This is a genomic window from Mycobacterium sp. Soil_C_30 (assembly GCF_057656995.1).
Genome location: NZ_JBDGJH010000006.1, coordinates 107,740 through 128,044, shown reverse-complemented (window position 1 = coordinate 128,044; position 20,305 = coordinate 107,740). Strand labels below are relative to the sequence as shown.

At 64.9% G+C, this 20,305-nt stretch carries 16 protein-coding genes and 1 pseudogene; 9 read left to right on the top strand and 8 right to left on the bottom strand.

Annotated elements, in window-relative coordinates; genetic code table 11:
- Nucleotides 1-48: 48 nt before the first annotated feature.
- The 7 genes from gyrA to dnaA form a co-directional block, all read right to left on the bottom strand.
- Nucleotides 49-3,828 carry an intein-containing DNA gyrase subunit A gene (gene gyrA, locus AC3A6P_RS13520; RefSeq protein ID WP_487692075.1) on the bottom strand — a complete coding sequence of 1,260 codons (3,780 nt, stop codon included), beginning with the start codon at nt 3,826-3,828 and terminating at the stop codon, nt 49-51.
- Between the two features lie 39 nt (nt 3,829-3,867).
- The gene (gene gyrB, locus AC3A6P_RS13515) at nt 3,868-5,928 is read right to left on the bottom strand and encodes a DNA topoisomerase (ATP-hydrolyzing) subunit B (protein ID WP_487692339.1); all 2,061 of its coding nucleotides are present in this window, start codon (nt 5,926-5,928) and stop codon (nt 3,868-3,870) included.
- Nucleotides 5,929-6,103: 175 nt separating this feature from the next.
- Nucleotides 6,104-6,664 carry a DUF721 family protein gene (locus AC3A6P_RS13510; RefSeq protein WP_487692074.1) on the bottom strand — a complete coding sequence of 187 codons (561 nt, stop codon included), beginning with the start codon at nt 6,662-6,664 and terminating at the stop codon, nt 6,104-6,106.
- Entirely contained in the window at nt 6,661-7,815 is a 1,155-nt protein-coding gene (gene recF / locus AC3A6P_RS13505) for a DNA replication/repair protein RecF (protein ID WP_487692073.1), read from the bottom strand. Before recF ends, AC3A6P_RS13510 begins: the two co-directional genes overlap by 4 nt.
- A 6-nt stretch (nt 7,816-7,821) precedes the next feature.
- Nucleotides 7,822-8,715: a phosphogluconate dehydrogenase (NAD(+)-dependent, decarboxylating) gene (gene gnd / locus AC3A6P_RS13500; RefSeq protein WP_487692072.1), complete on the bottom strand. Its 894-nt coding sequence runs from the start codon at nt 8,713-8,715 to the stop codon at nt 7,822-7,824.
- Between the two features lie 38 nt (nt 8,716-8,753).
- Nucleotides 8,754-9,959 carry a DNA polymerase III subunit beta gene (dnaN, locus tag AC3A6P_RS13495; RefSeq protein ID WP_487692071.1) on the bottom strand — a complete coding sequence of 402 codons (1,206 nt, stop codon included), beginning with the start codon at nt 9,957-9,959 and terminating at the stop codon, nt 8,754-8,756.
- A gap of 565 nt (nt 9,960-10,524) precedes the next feature.
- Nucleotides 10,525-12,039 (bottom strand): chromosomal replication initiator protein DnaA, encoded by a 1,515-nt coding sequence (dnaA, locus tag AC3A6P_RS13490; protein ID WP_487692070.1) that lies wholly within the window; start codon nt 12,037-12,039, stop codon nt 10,525-10,527.
- A gap of 611 nt (nt 12,040-12,650) precedes the next feature.
- Here dnaA and rpmH point away from each other — a divergent pair.
- The 9 genes and pseudogenes from rpmH to AC3A6P_RS13445 all read left to right on the top strand — a co-directional run bounded on the left by rpmH (nt 12,651) and on the right by AC3A6P_RS13445 (nt 19,013).
- Nucleotides 12,651-12,794 (top strand): 50S ribosomal protein L34, encoded by a 144-nt coding sequence (gene rpmH / locus AC3A6P_RS13485; RefSeq protein ID WP_005142265.1) that lies wholly within the window; start codon nt 12,651-12,653, stop codon nt 12,792-12,794.
- Between the two features lie 22 nt (nt 12,795-12,816).
- Nucleotides 12,817-13,173: a ribonuclease P protein component gene (gene rnpA, locus AC3A6P_RS13480; RefSeq protein ID WP_487692069.1), complete on the top strand. Its 357-nt coding sequence runs from the start codon at nt 12,817-12,819 to the stop codon at nt 13,171-13,173.
- Complete coding sequence (gene yidD / locus AC3A6P_RS13475; RefSeq protein WP_487692068.1) at nt 13,170-13,475, top strand: membrane protein insertion efficiency factor YidD; 306 nt, start codon at nt 13,170-13,172, stop codon at nt 13,473-13,475. Before rnpA ends, yidD begins: the two co-directional genes overlap by 4 nt.
- Nucleotides 13,468-14,511 (top strand): annotated as a pseudogene (gene yidC, locus AC3A6P_RS13470) (membrane protein insertase YidC); the annotation flags it as partial. The gene yidD and the pseudogene yidC, both read left to right, overlap by 8 nt.
- Nucleotides 14,512-14,700: 189 nt before the next feature.
- Nucleotides 14,701-15,258 (top strand): Jag family protein, encoded by a 558-nt coding sequence (locus AC3A6P_RS13465; RefSeq protein ID WP_487692067.1) that lies wholly within the window; start codon nt 14,701-14,703, stop codon nt 15,256-15,258.
- 51 nt (nt 15,259-15,309) lie between these two features.
- On the top strand, nt 15,310-16,008 hold the full coding sequence (gene rsmG, locus AC3A6P_RS13460) for a 16S rRNA (guanine(527)-N(7))-methyltransferase RsmG (RefSeq protein ID WP_487692066.1): 699 nt from the start codon (nt 15,310-15,312) through the stop codon (nt 16,006-16,008).
- Complete coding sequence (locus AC3A6P_RS13455; RefSeq protein WP_487692065.1) at nt 16,005-16,952, top strand: ParA family protein; 948 nt, start codon at nt 16,005-16,007, stop codon at nt 16,950-16,952. Before rsmG ends, AC3A6P_RS13455 begins: the two co-directional genes overlap by 4 nt.
- Nucleotides 16,949-17,932 carry a ParB/RepB/Spo0J family partition protein gene (locus tag AC3A6P_RS13450; RefSeq protein ID WP_487692064.1) on the top strand — a complete coding sequence of 328 codons (984 nt, stop codon included), beginning with the start codon at nt 16,949-16,951 and terminating at the stop codon, nt 17,930-17,932. The genes AC3A6P_RS13455 and AC3A6P_RS13450 overlap by 4 nt, the downstream gene beginning before the upstream one ends.
- Nucleotides 17,933-18,251: 319 nt before the next feature.
- On the top strand, nt 18,252-19,013 hold the full coding sequence (locus AC3A6P_RS13445; RefSeq protein WP_487692063.1) for an acetyltransferase: 762 nt from the start codon (nt 18,252-18,254) through the stop codon (nt 19,011-19,013).
- On the opposite strand, the gene AC3A6P_RS13440 is transcribed toward AC3A6P_RS13445, so the two are convergent.
- Entirely contained in the window at nt 19,000-20,226 is a 1,227-nt protein-coding gene (locus AC3A6P_RS13440) for an N-acetylmuramoyl-L-alanine amidase (protein WP_487692062.1), read from the bottom strand. The genes AC3A6P_RS13445 and AC3A6P_RS13440 overlap by 14 nt on opposite strands.
- Between the last annotated feature and the right edge of the window lie 79 nt (nt 20,227-20,305).

Sequence of the window (20,305 nt, the reverse complement as noted above, 5' to 3'; positions counted from 1 at the left end):
GTGCTCCTTGTGGTCGCCGCGTCAGCGGCTCACTTGTCAGCGCGACCGTCAGGCCTCGGGCTCGTTGCCGTCAACGGCCTCGAGATCCTCAGCGTCCGAATCTTCGGCATTGCGCGCGATCGCCAACAGTGTGTCGCCATCGCCGAGGTTCATCAACCGAACACCCTTGGTCTGACGTCCGGCCTTGCGAACCTGGCGGGCCGCGGTCCTGATGATCCCGCCGCCCGAGGTGATGGCGTACAGCTCTGTCTCGTCATCGACGATCAATGCTCCGACAAGACTGCCACGACGCCGGTCGTACTGGATCGTGAGGATGCCTTTGCCACCGCGACCCTGCACCGTGTACTCGTCGATGGAGGTCCGCTTGGCATAGCCACCGGCCGTCGCGACCAGCAGATACGTGCCCTCGACCACCACATTGAGCGACAGCAACCGGTCGTCTTCGTTGAAGCGCATACCCTGCACACCGGAGGTGGCCCGGCCCATCGGCCGCAGTGCCTCATCGGTAGCTGAGAAGCGGATCGACTGACCGTTGGCCGAGACCAGCAGCAGATCGTCTTCGGCCGAACACAGCACCGCACCCACCAGCTCGTCACCGTCACGCAGGTTCACCGCGACGATGCCGCCAGAACGGTTCGAGTCGAAGTCCACCAACTTGGATTTCTTCACCAACCCGTTGCGGGTGGCCAGCACCAGATACGGCGCGTCCTCGTAGCTCTTGATCTGGATGACCTGGGCGATGCGCTCCTCCGGCTGGAAGGCCAGCAGGTTCGCGACATGCTGGCCGCGTGCGGTCCGCGACATCTCCGGCAGGTCGTAGGCCTTGGCGCGATACACCCGTCCCTGCGTGGTGAAGAACAAGATCCAGTCATGCGTCGAGCACACGAAGAAGTGCGCCACGATGTCGTCCTGCTTGAGCCCCGCGCCCTGGACGCCCTTGCCGCCGCGCTTCTGGCTGCGGTACAGGTCGGTCTTGGTGCGCTTGGCGTAGCCGGTTTCGGTGATCGTGACGACGACGTCCTCGCGCTGGATCAGATCCTCGTCGGTGACGTCGCCGTCGGCGGCGATGATCCGGGTGCGACGGTCGTCGCCGTACTTCTCGGCGATCTCCTTGAGCTCGTCGCGGACGATGGCGCGCTGGCGCTCCGGCTTGGCCAGGATGTCCTCGAGATCGGCGATCTCGGCTTCGATCTTGGCCAGGTCGTCGACGATGCGCTGGCGTTCCAGGGCCGCCAGGCGGCGCAGCTGCATGTCCAGGATCGCCTGGGCCTGGATCTCGTCGACATCCAGCAGCTCCATCAAGCCGGTGCGTGCCACATCGGCGCTGGCCGAAGCCCGGATCAACGCGATCACTTCATCGAGGGCATCGAGTGCCTTGACCAGACCACGCAGGATGTGGGCCCGCTCGTTGGCCTTGCGCAACCGGTACCGGGTGCGCCGCACGATGACGTCCAACTGATGGTTGACGTACAGGCGGATCAGCTGATCCAGCCGCAACGTGCGCGGCACGCCGTCGACGATCGAGAGCATGTTGGCACCGAAGCTGGTCTGCAGCTGGGTGTGCTTGTAAAGATTGTTCAGCACCACCTTGGCCACGGCGTCACGCTTGAGCTCGATGACGATCCGCAGGCCCACCCGGTCACTGGACTGGTCCTCGATGTTCGAGATGCCACTGAGCTTGGCGTCGCGCACCTGCTCGGCGATCGAGGTGATGAAGTTGTCGTGGTTGACCTGATACGGAAGTTCAGTGATGACAAGGGAAGTGCGGCCCTTGCTGTCTTCCTCGATCTCGACGACGCCGCGCATCCGGATGGAACCGCGACCCGTGGTGTAGGTGTCCTGGATTCCTTGTGACCCGACGATCAGACCGTGGGTGGGGAAGTCGGGCCCCTTGACCCGCTCCATCACCGCGGACAGCGTGGCCTCTTCGTCGGCCTCGTGGTTCTCCAGGCACCAGTAGACGGCCTCGGCCAACTCCCGGAGGTTGTGCGGCGGGATGTTGGTGGCCATACCGACGGCGATACCGCCGGAACCATTGGCCAGCAGGTTGGGGAACCGGCTCGGCAGAACCGTCGGCTCCTGGACCCGGCCGTCGTAGTTCGGAATGAAATCGACTGTCTCCTCGTCGATTTCACGCAGCATCTCCATGGCCAGGGGAGTGAGTCGGGCCTCGGTGTTGTGACTGACGAACCCGTTGGTGACGAAGGCGTGGTCCTCGGTGTCTACCCGCAGGCTGTACACCGGTTGGACGCCCGCATCCTCGACAGACGCCACCGTGGCGTAGTAGAACCGGCCGTCGGTGAGGTCGGTGGCGATGGCACGAACATCGGGATCGGCGATATGGCTGAGAATTTCAGCCCCGTCACGCTGCCAGCGGGAAACCCTGTCGATGTTGTGTTTGCGAAGCCATTCCTTGTCGGCCCAACGTCCGCCGCTGTGCTCACGGATGAAGCGCGCCAAGCCAGGAACGAAGTCGCGATCCAGCCCCGCCGCATCAGCCGGAAGCTCGGCGAGGATACGGAGCAACTTGTCCTGCTTGATGCCGCCGAAACCGATCTGGCGGGAGAACAGTTCTGCCTGAGCGCGATTGGTCAGGACGACCTTGTACTCACCAACCGCATGGCGGTATCGGCGAGACACGACACCGAACTCCAACAGCATCTGTTGAACGTCCTTCGACAGCTGCTCGCTGCGCGTCGAGTAGGAAACCTGGATCGTGTTACGCGGCAGGCTCGAGCAGGAGCCATCGCCTTCGAACAACGCCTGCAGGAAGACGCGTTTCACGGCCGCCGGCGACTGCCAGATCCAGTCGGGGACGAACTTGTCCGAGGACTTCTGGCCGACGAGGCTCCACAGGCGGCTCTTCTGAAGTGCTGAGGTATTGCCAACACTCAGAGTATGAATAGGGGAATAAGACCCGTTCGCCTTGAGGCAAACGCACCGATTCCCACCGACCACCGCATCATAGGCCGCAACGACCATGGTGAAGTAGTCGACATCGAGGTTCGCGAACCCGGCGCGGGTTTCCGATACATAACCCTCGCTGATGAAGGCCCCCGCCAGTAGCGCCTCGAGGGTTGCCTCCCAGTCTGCTGGGCCGAATTCCATTGGCTCGGTGCGCTGCAGCGCCACTGTGTCACCTGGTCGAATCTCCTCGACCAGTTTCCACAGCAAGGTCGGAACACCGCCGACATCCACCAAACACAGCAGCGGATGGTTCTCGGTACCCGTGACCGTGTAGCCCTCGGACGTGGTCACCGTGTAAGTCTGATGCTCACCGGAATGGAACAGCCGGTCAGCTGTCACGGGATTACCATGCCGGTCATTGACCTTCAGATCAATGGCGTTGTCGGAGTTGGGTTTGGCACCCGGAACCACACCGTCTATGCGCACAGCCTGCCCCAGGGGCAGCCGCACGAGAGCATCGCCCGAGAGACAGTACCGCATCGCCGCTGGCGGATCGTTACCCGGCGAACCGAAGTTGCCCTGGCCGTCGACCAGCGGGTAGCGCAGCGACCACGGCTGGGCCATGCGGACCAGGGTGTCGTAGATCGACGAGTCGCCGTGCGGGTGGTAGTTGCCCATCGTTTCCGCAACGGAGCGGGCGGATTTCGCGTGCCCACGGTCCGGCCGGAAACCGGAGTCGTACATGGCGTACAGCACACGGCGGTGCACGGGTTTGAGACCGTCGCGCACCTCCGGCAGCGCGCGGCCGACGATCACGCTCATGGCGTAGTCGATGTAGCTGCGCTGCATCTCCTGCTGGATGTCGACCGGTTCGATCCGGTCGCCGGCTTCGTCGCCAGGCGGCAACGTGGTGTCAGTCATCTAGTTCCTTCTACCGGTTGTCATTGAGACGCAACGTCGTCAGACGTCGAGGAAGCGAACGTCTTTGGCATTTCGGGTGATGAAGCTGCGGCGGGCCTCCACGTCCTCACCCATCAGGATCGAGAACAGCTCGTCAGCGGCCGCGGCGTCGTCGAGGGTGATCTGGCGCAGCACCCGCACCGACGGATCCATGGTGGTTTCCCACAGTTCCTTGGCGTCCATCTCACCCAGACCCTTGTAGCGCTGGATGCCGTCGTCGACGTTGATCCGCTTACCCGCGGCCCGGCCGGCCTCGAGCAGGCCGTCGCGCTCGCGGTCGGAGTAGGCGAACTCCGGCTCGCTGCGCTGCCACTTCAACTTGTACAGCGGCGGCTGCGCCAGGAACACGTGCCCGTTCTCGATCAGCGGTCGCATGAACCGGAACAGCAGGGTCAGCAGCAACGTCGAGATGTGCTGCCCGTCGACGTCGGCGTCGGCCATCAGCACGATCTTGTGATAGCGCAGCTTGGCGATGTCGAACTCGTCGTGGATACCGGTGCCCAGCGCGGTGATGATGGCCTGGACTTCGGTGTTCTTCAGCACCCGGTCGATACGGGCCTTCTCGACGTTGATGATCTTGCCGCGCAGCGGCAGGATCGCCTGGAACATCGAGTCGCGGCCGCTTTTGGCCGAGCCGCCGGCCGAGTCACCCTCCACCACATACAGTTCGGACTTGCTCGGATCGGTGGACCGGCAGTCGGCCAGCTTGCCGGGCAGGCCGCCGATGTCGGTGGCGCTCTTGCGGCGCACCAGCTCGCGGGCCTTGCGCGCCGCGATACGGGCCTGCGCGGACGAAACTGCTTTGTTCACAACGGTTTTTGCCTCGGCAGGATTGGCATCGAACCAGTGCTGCAGCTCTTCGTTGCAGATCTTCTGCACAAACGACTTAACCTCGGTGTTACCGAGCTTGGTCTTGGTCTGCCCCTCGAACTGGGGCTGGGACACCTTCACCGAGATGACCGCCGCCAGACCTTCGCGGATGTCGTCACCGGTGAGGTTCGGATCCTTGTCCTTGAGCAGCTTCTTGTCTTTGGCGTACTTGTTCACCACCGTGGTGAGCGCGGCACGGAAACCCTCTTCGTGCGTACCACCCTCATGGGTGTTGATGGTGTTGGCGAAGGTGTGCACCGACTCCGAGTAGCCCGCGTTCCATTGCATGGCGATCTCGACCTCGTGACCGGGGCCCTTGCCGTCGAAATCGATGACGCTTGCCTGGATGGCGTTCTTGGTGCGGTTGATGTGCTTGACGAAGTCGACCAGGCCGCCGGGGTAATGGAAGGTGCGGTGCTTGATCTTGTGCGGCGCGGCCGATTCCGCGGCCTTCTCTTCCGCCGACTTCGGCGCTTCGGCGGTGTCGCTGACCACGTCGTCGACCACCTCGACGGCGGTGACACGCTCGTCGCTGAGGTTGATGGTCAGGCCCTTGTTCAGGAATGCCATTTCCTGCAGCCGCCGGGCCACCGTCTCGAAGTCGTAGGTGGTGGTCTCGAAGATGTCGGGATCGGCCCAGAACCGGATGGTGGTACCGGTCTCCTTGGTCTTGTCACCCTGCTTGAGGGTGCCGGGTACCGACTTGTCATAGGTCTGGAACCACTCGAAACCGTCCTTGCGGACATCGGCCTCGAGGCGCGTCGACAGTGCGTTCACCACGGAGACGCCCACGCCGTGCAGACCCCCGGACACCTGGTAGGCGCCCTCTTCGAACTTGCCGCCGGCGTGCAGGACGGTCATCACCACGTCGATGGTGGGAATGCCCGTCGCGTGCATGGCGACGGGGATACCGCGGCCGTCATCGGTGACCTCGACACCACCGTCTTCGAGGATGCGCACGTCGACCTTGGTGGCGAAGCCGGCCATGGCTTCGTCAACCGCGTTGTCGACGACTTCCCAGATGAGATGGTGGAGGCCTCGTTCCCCGGTGGAACCGATATACATACCGGGACGTTTACGTACTGCTTCGAGTCCTTCGAGAACCTTGATCGAATCGGCACCATACTGGTCTTGGGCAGCCACGTTGGACGCGTCTCCTTGGGGTTGTGCATGCGCGGTCGAGCACCGCAGCAGGTCTTACCTCACGATTCTACCGCTTGCGACCGACAGCACCGATGCTCAGGGCGCGTTTCCACCTGGCTAGTTGCGCCGTGCAGAGAACTTCTCGGCCACAGGTGCCTCACGACGGCTTCCCGGGCACAAAACCGGCTCACTGCGGCTCTGAACGGGTAAGATCGACAGCCGATCAGCCGTAGGTGTCGCGGGGTCCGCGACCCGCGATGTGCAACGGGCCCTTACGCCAGGACGGCGCGGTCGGTCCGGTGATCTTCATCGATGTCACCACACCGTCGCCGACGGCGGCCGCGATCTTGGCCAGCAGTTGTGATTGGACCATCCGCAGCTGCGTCGCCCACGCGGTCGATTCCGCCGTCACACTGAGCACACCGTCACGCAACGAAGTGGGCGTGGCATGCTCGGCGATCTGCTCACCTACCACGGTGCCCCATTGACCGAACACCGCGCCCTCGGCCACCCGCTTGCTCCAACCGAGGTTTTTCGAGATGTCACGGGTGGCCGCGCCGAGGGTCTGCGGGTCCCGATGATCGGGACCGGGCCCCGACCAGGTGCGCCGACCCCGTCCGGCCACCGTGCGCCGGGTGACCGGGGAGCGCCCGCCTCGCCCGGTGTCCTTACCCTGGCTGCGCGCCGCACCACGCGCCTCCTCGAGGGCCCGTCGCACCAGGTCCATTCCCGCCAGGTGTGGGGGAGGGGTGTCCGGAGCCGACCCGTCACGTTCCTCTGTCACGACGTCACCACCGAGATTCGTCCATTGTCGGAGTCCTGCAGATCGATGTGAACCCGCCGAACATCCCACTCGGCCGGTACATCTTCTTCCACCGCGGCCGTCACCAGCACCTGTTCGGCCGATGCCGCCACCCCGGCCAGGGCGCGCCGCCGCGCGGTGTCCAACTCGGCGAAAACGTCGTCGAGCAGCAACACCGGATCGGTGCCTTCACCACGCAGCAGTTCGTAGGACGCCAACCGCAAGGCCAGCGCCATCGACCACGACTCCCCGTGACTGGCAAAGCCTTTCGCCGGCTGCTCGCCCAGATACAACTCCAGATCATCGCGGTGCGGACCCACCAGGCACACGCCGCGCTCCAGTTCGGCGTCACGGCGCCTCGCCAACGCATCCAACAAGGCCGCTTCCAGGAACTCGGGGTCCTGTGCGGCTCCGGGTTCCCGGACCTGCTCGATCGAACTGCGGTAGTTGATCGACGCCGGCCGCGACGACGGCGCCAGCACCTGGTAGGCCTTCTCCACCTCCGGGGCCAAGGCCGCGACGAGTTGCAACCGCGCCGCGATGAGCTGCGCTCCGTGCACCGCCAAGTGCCCATCCCACACGTCGAGGGTGTCCAACGCCGACCGGTCGCCGCGGAACCTGGCACCGGAGGCGGTCTTGAGCAAAGCGGTGCGCTGTTTGAGCACACGGTCGTAATCCGCACGCACACCGGCGATTCGGGGGCGGCGCACGGTAGCCAGATCATCGAGATAACGACGACGCTCACTGGGGTCGCCGCGCACCAGTGCCAGGTCCTCAGGGGCGAACAACACCGCATGCAGAACGCCGAGCACCTCGCGAGGGCTGCGCACCGGCGACCTGTTCAACCGCGCCTTGTTGGCGCGTCCGGCGGCGATCTCCAGATCGACTGCCAGTTCCCGGCCTTCGTTGACGACGATCGTCGACACCAGTGCACGCGGGGCGCCGGCCCTGATCAACGGTGCGTCCGTGGCCACCCGGTGCGAATTCAGCGTCGACGAATACCACAGCGCTTCAACGAGATTCGTCTTTCCGTGGCCGTTCGGCCCGATGAAGACGGTGCGCCCCGGTTCCAGGTCCAGGTCGACTGTCTCCCAGGACCGGAAATCACGCAAACCGAGGTGTCGGACGAACAACGCAGGTTATCCGGACAGCCCGACCCGCTTGACCGCGTGGCCGCCGAATTGATTACGCAGTGCCGCAACGGCTTTCATGGTCGGGGAGTCTTCCTGACGGGACAGGAAGCGAGCGAACAGCGCCGCGGCGATACTGGGCACCGGGACCCGCAGCCGGATCGCCTCCTCCACCGTCCACCGGCCTTCCCCGGAATCCTCGGTGTAGCCGCTGATCTGGGCCAGGCCCGGATCCTCTTTCAGTGCCTTCGCCAGCAACTGCTGCAGCCAGGACCGCACCACGGTGCCATTGGTCCACGCCTGGTACACCGCCTGGGGATCCTTGACCAGGTCCTCGGCCGCCAGCACCTCGTAACCCTCGGCATAGGCGGTCATCAACGCATACTCGATACCGTTGTGCACCATCTTGGTGAAATGCCCGGCTCCCACCGGACCGGCGTGGACGAAGCCGTCCTCGCGCGGCCCCGGAGGACGCAACGCATCGAAGATCGGCATCAACCGTTCGATGTCGGCGTCGGTACCTCCGACCATCAGCCCGTAGCCTTCGGTCAGACCCCAGATACCACCGGACACCCCGGCGTCGACGAACCCGGTTCCCTTCTGCGCCAACAATTCTGCGTGTGGGGCGTCCTCGGTGTAGCGCGAGTTGCCGCCGTCGATCACCAGATCGCCTTCACCCAGCACCTCAGCCAGGGAGACGATGGTGTCGTGGGTGATCGGGCCCGACGGCACCATCACCCACACCACGCGCGGTGCCTCGAGGGCTTCGGCCAAGGCTGCCAGCGACGGCACGTCGCTGACTTCCGGGCGGGGGTCGTACCCCACCACCTCGTGCCCGCCCTCACGCAGCCGTTCGCGCATGTTGAAGCCCATTTTGCCCAGGCCCACGAGACCCAACTGCATGCGAAACCCTTTCCCTTGAATCCCTGGTGGCTAGCGGATCAGCCCGGCAAGCGGACCGGCATCAGGAGATACACATAATCCGTCTGCTGCGCGGGGAACGGACCGTTACCTGTGGGCGTCGCGTCGGTGTCATCTCCGGAAGCCGGCCGCAGCACGGCGGGCTTGCTCGGTGTGGTGAAACCGAACGACACCCGCTCCGAGTGCAGGGAGCTCAGTCCGTCGGTCAGATAGGTGGGGTTGAACGCGATGGTCAACGGTTCGCCGGCGAATTCCACCGGAAGGTCTTCCTCGGCCCGGCCGACATCGTCGGCGCCGGCCGACAACCGCAGCACACCGGCATCGAATTCCATCCGCACCTGCGCCCCACGGTCGGCGACCAGCGCCACGCGCTTGATGGCCTCGGTGAGCTCGGCCACGCCGATGGTGGCCACCGCGGTGTGCTCATTCGGCAGCAGCTGCCGGAACTTGGGGAACTCGGCGTCGAGAAGTCGTGTGGTGCTGCGCTTGCCGCTGCTGCGGATACCGAGCAGCCCCTCTTTGCCCACGCTGGGCCCGGAGCCCAGCGACAGGTGCACATCCGTGCCGGCGGTTCCGGTCTTGGCTGCTTCGGCGAGGGTCTTCGCCGGTACCAGGACAGCGGCCTCGGTGCCCGCGCCATCCGATGACCAGGTCACCTCGCGGACGGCGAGCCGGAAACGGTCGGTGGCGGCCAGCACCACATTGTCACCGGAGATCTCCACGCGGATGCCGGTGAGCATCGGCAGCGTGTCGTCGCGGCCGGCGGCCACCGCGACCTGGCCGATGGCTTCGGCGAACAGGTCAGCGGCCACCACGCCGGTGTCATCCGGCAGGGTCGGCAGGGTCGGGTAGTCCTCGACGGCCATGGTGGGCAGGGAGAAACGTGCGCTACCGCAGGTCAGTGACACACGAGTGCCTTCGACACTGACGTCCACCGGCTTGTTGGGCAGCGCGCGGGTGATGTCCGAGAGCAGCCGGCCTGACACCAAAACGCTTCCTGGAGAAGCGATTTCGGCTGCCACCTGCACCTCGGCCGAGACTTCGTAGTCGAAACCGGAGATGGTCAGGCCCTCATCGGACCCGGTCAGCAGCACACCGGCGAGCACGGGCACCGTCGGCCGGGACGGGAGGTTACGTGCCACCCATGCCACGGCGTCGGCGAAATCATCCCGGACCAGGCGGAACTTCAAATCGGTCAGTCCCACTGTCGTCGTGGCCACGGCCATAGCGTCCCTTCAATCACAAAAATCACGTCCAGCGTTGCTCAGCGTCGACGGCTTCCCGGACGAACCAAGACACCGCCATGACGTCATTGAACCCAGCCCCGCCACAACGACCGTAGCCGCAGTCGAAGAACCACCGTAGAGCTTTCTCCTGGAACTTGAAAGCTAATCGATCGCGCTGACAATTTCGCTCCGGAGCTGGGACGGACTGGGTGTTGAGCAGATCTCCCCAAGCCCCTTCTGTTGAAGAGAAATCTAGAGATATAGATGAGTAACAGTAATAGGGGCTGTGCATGTTGGGGATGACACCGCTTCGCCGCAGTCCAGAGCGGTGACGGGGCTGTGGAGAATCAGTGGATGATTGTCCGCAGGTGCGACCGCGGCTGTGGACACGGTCGGGTTGTGCGGATCGTTCCCAGGTTTGTGGGGGCGCGTAACCAGGTTGTGCACAGCCCCGTCCACAGGACACGACGAGACGCGTGTGGTCACTGTGACGAAATTTTTCGGCAGGATCGTCCGCGGCGACACGCGCACGACACGCGGTACCGACGAACAGAAAGGGTGTGTTTCAGCGCTTGGAGCGCTGACGGATCCGCGCGGTCAATTCCTTGACGTGATCGAAGACCTCTCGGCGGTAAGCCATCTCGTTGAGGATCTTCTTCTGCGCATACATCACGGTGGTGTGGTCGCGGCCGAAAGCCTGACCGATACGCGGCAGGGAGAGGTCGGTGAGCTCGCGGCACAGATACATGGCGATCTGGCGCGACTGAGCCAGGGCGCGGGTCTTACCCGGGCCGCGCAGCTCCTCGACGGTGGTGTCGAAGTACTCCGCGGTGGCCGCCATGATGGTGGCCGCACTGATCTGCATGGTGCCGGCGTCGGCGATCAGGTCACGGAGCACGATCTCCGCCAGTGCCTTGTCGATCTGAGTCTGGTTCAACGACGCGAAGGCCGTCACCCGGATCAGCGCGCCTTCGAGCTCGCGGATGTTGCGCTCGATACTGCTGGCGATGAGCTCGAGCACGTCGGGCGGCACGTCCAGGCGTTCCATCTGCGCCTTCTTGCGCAGGATGGCGATGCGGGTCTCGAGTTCGGGCGGCTGCACATCGGTGATCAGGCCCCATTCGAACCGGGTACGGAGCCGGTCTTCGAGGGTGGCCAGCTGTTTGGGCGGCCGGTCCGAGGAGATGACGATCTGCTTGTTCGCGTTGTGCAGGGTGTTGAAGGTGTGGAAGAACTCTTCCTGGATACCTTCCTTGCCCTCGATGAACTGGATGTCGTCGACCAGCAGGACGTCGATGTCCCGGTAACTGCGCTTGAACGCCACCTTGCGGTCGTCCCGCAGCGAGTTGATGAAGTCGTTGGTGAATTCCTCGGTGGAGACGTACTTCACGCGCATGCCGGGGAAGAGTCGTTGCGCATAGTTGCCCGCGGCGTGCAGCAGATGCGTCTTGCCCAGACCGGACTCACCCCAGATGAACAGGGGGTTGTACGCGCGGGCCGGAGCTTCTGCGATGGCGAGGGCGGCGGCGTGCGCAAACCGGTTGGAGGCGCCGATGACGAACGTGTCGAAGGTGTAGCGACGGTTGAGGCTGGCACCTTCGGACGCGGGCGTGGACTGGGCGTTGCGGTGGCCGTTGAAATACGACGGCCAACTCTCGTGCGCACTGGCCAACGCCTCACTGTCCTCGTCGACCTCGTCGGCGTCGGAGGGTTCAGGTGCACTGGCGGGGGGCGGGGCAGAAGGGGGTGCCGAGGTGTCGTCGGCGGTGTCCTCGGGCGGCGCGATGCGTACGCCGAGTTCGACCCGCTGGCCGAGCCGCCGGCTGAGGGCGTCGGTGATCTGGATACGCAGGTGCCGTTCGATCTCGTTCTGCACGAAACTGCTCGGCACCGACAGCAGGGCGAAGCCTTCGACGATGGTCAGCGGCCGCACCAACTTCAGCCAGGCACGTTGCTGGGGAGTGAGCGGCCGGATGAGACTTTCGCCGTTGCTGCCCGACCCGAAGGAGTGGTCACCGTTGAGTTCGGAAACGACCTCACTCCACATCGTGGCGAAGGCGATACCGGGATCATCGGTCAACGACAGATCCCCCCTGGCTCAAACTTCCCAACTTTCACGCGAAACTCACCTGGCCGACAAAACTGTCCACAAAGTTATCCACAGATGTGGACAGGACGGTTGTCCTCGCCTGGCAGTCTAGCGGCGACAGGACGCGGGTTCGATTCACAGACGGGCCCGGCTGTTGACCAGGGCGGAGACGTCCGCGAGGTAGACGACCCGGGATCCTCGCTTCGTTGTCTGGGGCCGTCCCGGTCGGAAACGGCATTGGCAGAAGCTAACAGTTTTATCTCAGGGTGCCAACCGTTCTACAACATTCCGTAAAGCTTCCGGCAGCGTGCCGGCGCGGGACCGGCGGGGACCGTTGTGAAGGTGGTGTTTTCGGTACTCAGCGGCTCCCTCAGGGCCGGCAGAGGTCCCTGTACGAGCAGGTTTGACCCAGCGCAAACACGTCAGTACCCTCGAACAGTCGCCCGAACGTCGGCGGCACGGCAGCGAACCCGGATTGGTTTGTCGATCCGTGTGAACCGCGCCGGTTACGAGCAAGACGCATGAGCTTACCAACGGCCATCGTGCTTGCCTGCAAACGCAGGTGGAGTGTCGGTGGCCAGACGCAACAAGGAGAGACAGCCGTGGCCAAGGGCAAGCGGACCTTCCAGCCGAACAACCGGCGCCGCGCACGGGTGCATGGATTCCGGCTTCGGATGCGCACGCGCGCCGGTCGCGCGATTGTCACCGGACGGCGCCGCAAGGGGCGTCGTTCGCTGACTGCCTGATCCGATACGGGCAGTCGGGACGTTGCTCCCCGCGCGGTATCGGATGACCCGGTCCACCGACTTCGGCACCACCGTCAAGCGGGGAGTCCGGGCAGTTCAGCCTGACATCGTCGTCCACGTCCGTCGTGACGAGGGCAGCGCCGACGGCCCCCGGATCGGTCTCGTCGTCTCCAAATCGGTCGGTTCGGCGGTGACGCGACATCGCGTCTCACGGCGACTGCGTCACGTGGCCCGGCATGTAATCGACACCCTGGATCCCGGTGAACGGATCGTCATCCGCGCGTTGCCCAGTAGCGCGCATGCTCTTTCGGCTCAACTCGAGCAGCAACTCCGCAACGGCCTGGAGCGGTCCCACAAGGTGATGGGCGCCCGCCGGTGAGCACTCGCACACGACGCGCGACACAGCTCCCGCTCCGCTCGTTGATCTTCCTCATTCAGCTGTACCGGCACACCGTGTCTCCGCTGCGGTTACCGACGTGCCGGTTCACGCCCACCTGTAGCCAATACGCCGTCGACGCGTTGACCGAATTCGGTCTCGTCCGGGGGAGTTGGTTGAGCGCGGTCCGCCTCGCGAAATGCGGTCCGTGGCATCGGGGAGGATGGGACCCGATACCCGAACGCCATCACAGTGCTCCAGACCCAGATGCCGTGACCGGCGGCAGAAACGAGTCGTATGTTTAATTGGTTCAGCCTGGACATCATCTACTACCCGGTGTCCGGGATCATGTGGCTCTGGTACAAAGCGTTCGCGTTCCTGCTGGGGCCGTCCAACTTCTTCGCCTGGGCGCTGGCGGTGATGTTCCTGGTCTTCACCTTGCGTGCCATTCTCTACAAGCCGTTCGTCCGGCAGATCCGCACCACGCGGCAGATGCAGGAGTTGCAGCCACAGATCAAGGCGCTGCAGAAGAAGTACGGCAAGGACCGTCAGCGCATGGCGCTGGAGATGCAGAAGCTGCAGCGCGAACACGGGTTCAACCCGATTCTCGGCTGCCTGCCCATGCTGGCCCAGATCCCGGTGTTCATCGGTCTGTTCCACGTGCTGCGCTCGTTCAACCGCACGCAGGGGGGTTTCGGGCAGCTGCAACTCTCCGTTGCCGAGAACGCCCAGACCGCGAACTACTTCTTCAGTGCGGCCGACGTCCGCAACTTCCTGGACGCCAACCTGTTCGGTGCGCCGCTGGGCGCCACCATGATCCAGACGACGGGTCTGGACGCGTTCACCGAGTTCAACCGGGTGGCCGTGATCCTGGTGGGTGTCCCGGTCATGATCGCCGCCGGTGTGGCCACCTACTTCAACAGCCGTGCCTCCATTGCGCGGCAGAGTCCGGAGGCTGCGGCGAACCCGCAGACCGCGATCATGAACAAGCTCGCGCTGTACGTGTTCCCGCTCGGCGTCACCGTCGGTGGTCCGTTCCTGCCCCTGGCCATCATCTTGTACTGGTTCGCCAACAACATCTGGACCTTCGGGCAGCAGCACATCGTCTTCGGCCGCATCGAGAAGGAAGAAGAGGCCAAGAAGCAGGAGGCGATCGAGCGTCGCGCGGCCAACGCCCCGGCACCGGGTGCGAAGCCGAAGAAGAAGTCGCCGGGCGCCGCTGGAGCGGCCACCGCTTCGGGTGAGGTATCCGACTCGACCACCGCCGAGGGCGCGGCAGAATCGTCGGACAAGCCGGTGAGCGACAACGGCAGCGCTCCCAAGACCAACACCGCTACGGGTAGTGGCGCCGGCCAGAACCGAACGCCGCGGCCGGGAGCCAAACCCAAGAAGCGGAAACGTTGATCATCAGTTGCCGCTGAGGCCAGAGCACGGCCTCCCGGACAGCTTCAAAGACCGACACTGTGGTGCTGTGCAGGATCACCGGCATCGTGTGGAAGCCACAGTGTGACTGAGAGGGATGGAAGACACATGACTGAAGCGGACATCACCGAGCAGCCGACCGACACCGAGACGGATGCGGCGGTGGAAGCGACCGCTGACGGTGAGAGCAAACCGGGTGATCTCGAGGAGCGCCTTGTCGCCGAAGGCGAGATCGCGGGTGACTACCTGGAGGAGCTGCTGGACATCCTGGACTTCGATGGCGATATCGACCTGGATGTGGAAGGTAGCCGGGCTGTGGTGAGCATCGACGGCGGCGACGATCTGGTGAAGCTGGTGGGGCGCAAGGGCGAAGTGCTCGACGCGCTGCAGGAGTTGACCCGGCTCGCTGTGCATCAGAAGACGGGGGAGCGCAGTCGGCTCATGCTCGACATCGCCAGCTGGCGTCGCAAGCGTCGTGAGGAGCTTGCCGCACTGGGCGACAAGGTGGCCCGCCGGGTACTGGAAAGCGGCGAACGCGAGCAGCTGGCTCCGATGACGCCGTTCGAACGCAAGATCGTGCACGACGCAGTGGCCGCCGTCTCGGGTGTGCACAGCGAGAGCGAGGGCGTGGAGCCGTCGCGTCGCGTGGTCATCCTCGTCGACTGACCGTAGTTACATCCATGTAGTTCTCAGATTCAAGCGCGTCGAACCGGGAGGATGTTTCACGTGAAACACGACGGTACGGCGACGGGGCCAGCGGTGGCCGCCGAGGTGTTCGGCGAACGGCTGCCGCTGGCCCAACGCTATGCGGAGATGCTCGCTACCGACGGAGTGGAACGCGGCCTCATCGGCCCCCGCGAGACCGATCGGCTGTGGGACCGTCACCTACTCAACTGCGCGGCGGTCGGCGAGCTGATCGCGCGGGATGCGCGAGGAGCCGATGTCGGCAGTGGTGCCGGGCTGCCCGGGATACCGTTGGCGATAGCGCGGCCCGATCTGGACCTGACGCTCATCGAACCGATGCTCCGGCGGACGGTGTTCCTGGAGGCCGTGATCGACGAGCTCGGGTTGACGACGGTCCAGGTGTCACGGCACCGGGCAGAGGAACCGGCGGTCCGCGCCGCAGCAGACTTCGACTTCGTCACCTCCCGGGCCGTGGCATCCCTGGACAAGCTGACCCGATGGACGGCGCCCTTGCTCAAGGCGGGCGGCATGATGCTCGCGCTGAAAGGGGATCGTGCGGAAGCCGAGATTTCCGAGCACGGTCAGATGATGGCTTCGTTGGGCATTGTCGATGCAGAGGTGATGAGATGTGGCGGGGAGTATCTAGATCCGCCGGCGACCGTGGTCGTCGCGCGGCGGGCAGCAGAGTCCAAGGACCGGCAGCGGAAGCCGTCGGGCAGGAGGGGTCGATGACAGTGTCACACTCGGGGAGCTCGTCCCACACTGATGTTTCACGTGAAACGTGGGGGACAAGTCCGGGCGACTCGGATACCCCTATCGGCGCTGCGGCCGAACGGGCGATGCATGTCCTGCACAAGCAGAAGCACCTACCGCGCCCCCTGCAGCGCCGGGTGTTCACCATCGCCAATCAGAAGGGCGGCGTCGGCAAGACCACGACGGCGGTCAACATGGCCGCCGCGCTGGCGGTGCAGGGACTGAAGGTTCTGGTGATCGACCTCGACCCGCAGGGCAATGCGAGCACCGCCTTGGGGATCGAACGTCGGCAGTCCGGCACACCCTCGTCGTACGAGGTATTGATCGGCGAGATTCCGTTACACGAGGCCCTGCAGCAGAGCCCGAACAATCACCGGCTGTACTGCGTACCGGCCACCATCGATCTTGCCGGCGCGGAGATCGAACTGGTGTCGATGGTGGCGCGCGAGAACCGACTGCGGAACGCGCTCGCCGAGTTGGCAGAGTCGGACTTCGACTACGTGTTCATCGACTGCCCACCGTCTTTGGGACTGCTGACCCTCAACGCGTTGGTGGCCGCTCCCGAGGTGCTGATCCCCATCCAGTGCGAGTACTACGCGCTGGAGGGTGTCTCGCAGTTGATGAACAACATCGAGATGGTGAAGGCGCACCTGAACCCAAGCCTCAACGTCACCACCGTGCTGCTGACGATGTATGACGGGCGCACGAAGCTGGCCGATCAGGTGGCCGATGAGGTACGGCGGTACTTCGGCGAGAAGGTGCTGCGCACCGTGATCCCGCGCAGTGTGAAGGTGTCGGAAGCCCCCGGCTACAGCATGACGATCATCGATTACGACCCGGGTTCGCGCGGGGCAATGAGTTATCTGGACGCCAGCCGCGAGCTCGCTGAACGCGGCGCCGCCTCACCGAAGGGACAAGCATGAGCCAGCCGTCACGACGCAAGGGCGGTCTCGGCCGCGGCCTGGGTGCCCTCATCCCCACGGGCCCGGCCGACGGCGAGCGTGATGCACTGAGCCCGAAGCTGGGCAGCGCCGCGGCTGATGTGTTGATCGGGGGACCGCCGGCTCCCGCCAACGAAGCCGGCGCTGTGTACCGGGAGATCGATCCGGCGGCCATCGAGCCGAACCCTCGGCAGCCGCGCCAGGTCTTCGATGAAGAAGCGCTGTCCGAACTGGTGCACTCCATCAAAGAATTCGGGCTGATGCAGCCCATCGTGGTGCGCGCCCTTCCTGTCGACGGTCCCGGTGCACCCGCGCGGTACCAGTTGGTGATGGGGGAGCGGCGTTGGCGAGCCGCACAGGAAGCGGGCCTGGCCACCATCCCGTCCATCGTGCGCGAGACCACCGACAACGACATGCTGCGCGACGCGCTGCTGGAGAACATCCACCGGGCGCAGTTGAACCCGTTGGAAGAAGCGGCGGCGTACCAGCAGCTGCTCGATGAGTTCGGGGTCACGCACGATGAACTGGCCTCGCGCATCGGACGATCGCGCCCCTTGATCACCAACATGATCAGGCTGCTCCGGTTGCCGATCGCCGTACAGCGCCGGGTGGCCGCGGGTGTCCTGTCCGCCGGCCACGCCCGCGCGCTGCTCGCTCTGGAAGCGGGTGCCGAGGCGCAGGAGGAGCTGGCCGCACGCATCGTCGCCGAGGGATTGTCGGTCCGGGCCACCGAAGAAGCCGTCACGTTGGCGAACCGGGGGGACGGACCGTCCCCGGCGGCTCCGCGCCGCAAGCCGATCCAGATGCCGGGGCTACAAGATGTCGCGGAACGGCTGTCCGGTACCTTCGACACTCGTGTGACCGTCAGCTTGGGGAAGCGCAAAGGCAAGATCGTGGTGGAGTTCGGATCCGTTGACGATCTGCAGCGGATCGTCGACTTGATGGACCAAACGAAGTCGTGACAACGCCGAAAACCCGCGACCGGTCACCCCAGGTAGAAACGTCACTGTGACGACAGCTCTGCGCCGGGCCCGAGAGTTGGGCTGGTACAACGGAAAGCTGTTGCACTGCTTGCGGTTTGGCCAACATGTCCAGCAGAGTCGCGGGATCGGGTCGGCTCCTGGCCGAGGAGTGGTCTTCTCTCCTATCCTGGAAGGGCTCGGTACATGGTCCGACTCGTCGGTCGGCTCGCACGGCCCCACGCAAGGGGGCAGTGACGGCGGTCGCGATGCCGACGTCGTAGGGCGCATGTCCGCACCGCAGAAAGGCCGGGGAAACTAAGTGTCTGCTCGAATATCGCCGCTACGCCTGGAAGCGTTCGAGCAGCTGCCCAAGCACGCGCGGCGGTGCGTGTTCTGGGAGGTGGCCCCGGAGACGGTCGGAGGAGAAGACCACCTGACCGATCCCGAATTCGAAAAAGAAGCGTGGCTGTCGATGGTCATGCTCGAGTGGGGCTCCTGCGGGCAGGTCGCCACCACCGTTCCGGCCGACGAGGACGCCGACAGCGAACTGCCATGTCTGGGATATGTGCTCTATGCCCCGCCGCATGCGGTGCCACGAGCACTGCGCTTTCCCACCGCACCGGTGAGCGCCGACGCGGTGCTACTGACATCGATGGCAGTTGAGCCGGGTTCGGCAAGCGACGGGTTGGCGCACAGTCTGGTGGCGCACGTGGTCACCGAGATGGTCCGCCGCGGCGTGCGGGCCCTCGAGGCGTTCGGCCGCACCGCGGACGCGGCCGAACTGCTGGATCCGGCGACCGCGGATCACACTCTGGACGCCGCGGTGCTCGCGCTGGGGGACTGCGCATTCGATCAGTGCATGATCGAGGCCGACTTCCTGCAGGAGGTCGGCTTTGTGGTGGTGTCCCACCACCGGTATTTTCCGCGCCTGCGTCTGGAACTCGACAAGGGACTCGGTTGGAAGGCCGAAGTCGAAGCGGCGCTGGAGCGACTGCTCGAGAGCTCGCAGTTACAGGCCCCGGTGGGCGCCTCCGCCGGCGCCTGCGTCAGTCAGAAAACGGCGCAGATCACGAACCGCTGAAGCGCCCGGCCGCCTGACCCATCGCGGCTTCGTGTGCCAGCAGCTCGGCGAACGTGAAAGTTCCTGTGGGACGGTCGTTTTTGCCGAGCAGATACAGCCGCTTGACCGCCGCGAGAATACCTTCGGCGATGGCGTCACGGGTCTGGGGAGACACCAGCATCGCCCGGTCGCGGGGGTTGGTGATGTAGCCGATGTCCACCTGCACGGTGGGCATCCTGGTCAGCCGAAGCAGGTCCCAGGTGCGGCCATGCGTCCGGCAATCCCGTAACCCGGTGCGCGCCACCACTTCTCGTTCGATGAAGCTGGCCAGGTTGCGGCCGATGGTCGACACCGAACCGTGCGAGTTGCCGAAGTGGAAGGTGGCCACGCCATTGGCGGCGGGGCTGGCCTGGGTGGCGCAGCGCAGGCTGATCATCAGATCAGCGCCGACGGCGTTCGCGGTGGCCGCACGTTCGGCATCCGAAGGGCTGTGGTTGGCCGGGCGGGACAGGAACGTCTCCATGCCGATGGCCGTCATCCGGCCTTCGAGCCGACTTGCCAAGTCCCACAGCACATCCGCTTCGCTGATCGGTCCGTCCGGGCCCTGGGTGATCAGCCCGTGATCGGCGCCGCCTCGGCCCGGGTCGATGATGATGCGCTTGCCGGACAGCTTCGGGCCGGACCGGCGCACCAGCTCTTCTTCGCGAATGGCGTGCGGTGAGCCGCCGGTGACCCGGGAACCCAGAAAGTACAACGAGCGCAACGTTTCCGGGCCGCAGATACCGTCGGAGGCCAGGCCGTACTCGCGCTGGTAGGAACTGAGCGCATTGTGGGTCTGCAGGCCGAAGTGGCCATCGACCATGCCGGTGTAGAAACCGAGATCCTGCAGGCGGGCCTGGAGGGTGGCGACATCGTCGCCGTACATCGGTGCGCCGAACTGGTGGTGCAGAGTGCGCGCCCCCAACCGGTAGGACGCCTCCTTGAGCGCGCGGTAGGTGGCCTCGCCCACGATCCCGTCGACCAGGAGTCCACGGCGCTGTTGGAAGGCTCGCACGGCGTGGTCGAGATCGGCGTCGAAGACATCGGGGGCGACATGCCGGCCGGTGGTCAGGTCGTCGTCGGGATTCTCGACCAACCCGAGCGCGGAGAGCGCCGCCCGGATTTCGGCCACTGCGACACCACGATCGCCAAGACGCAGAGCGTCACCGGCTTCTGCGCGGCGCGGAGTCGACATGTGTGGGCCCTTCGGTCACGGTGGTTCGACCGCCGATGAGCAGCCGACCAGGCGAGGCAGACTAGCCAGTATTCTCTCA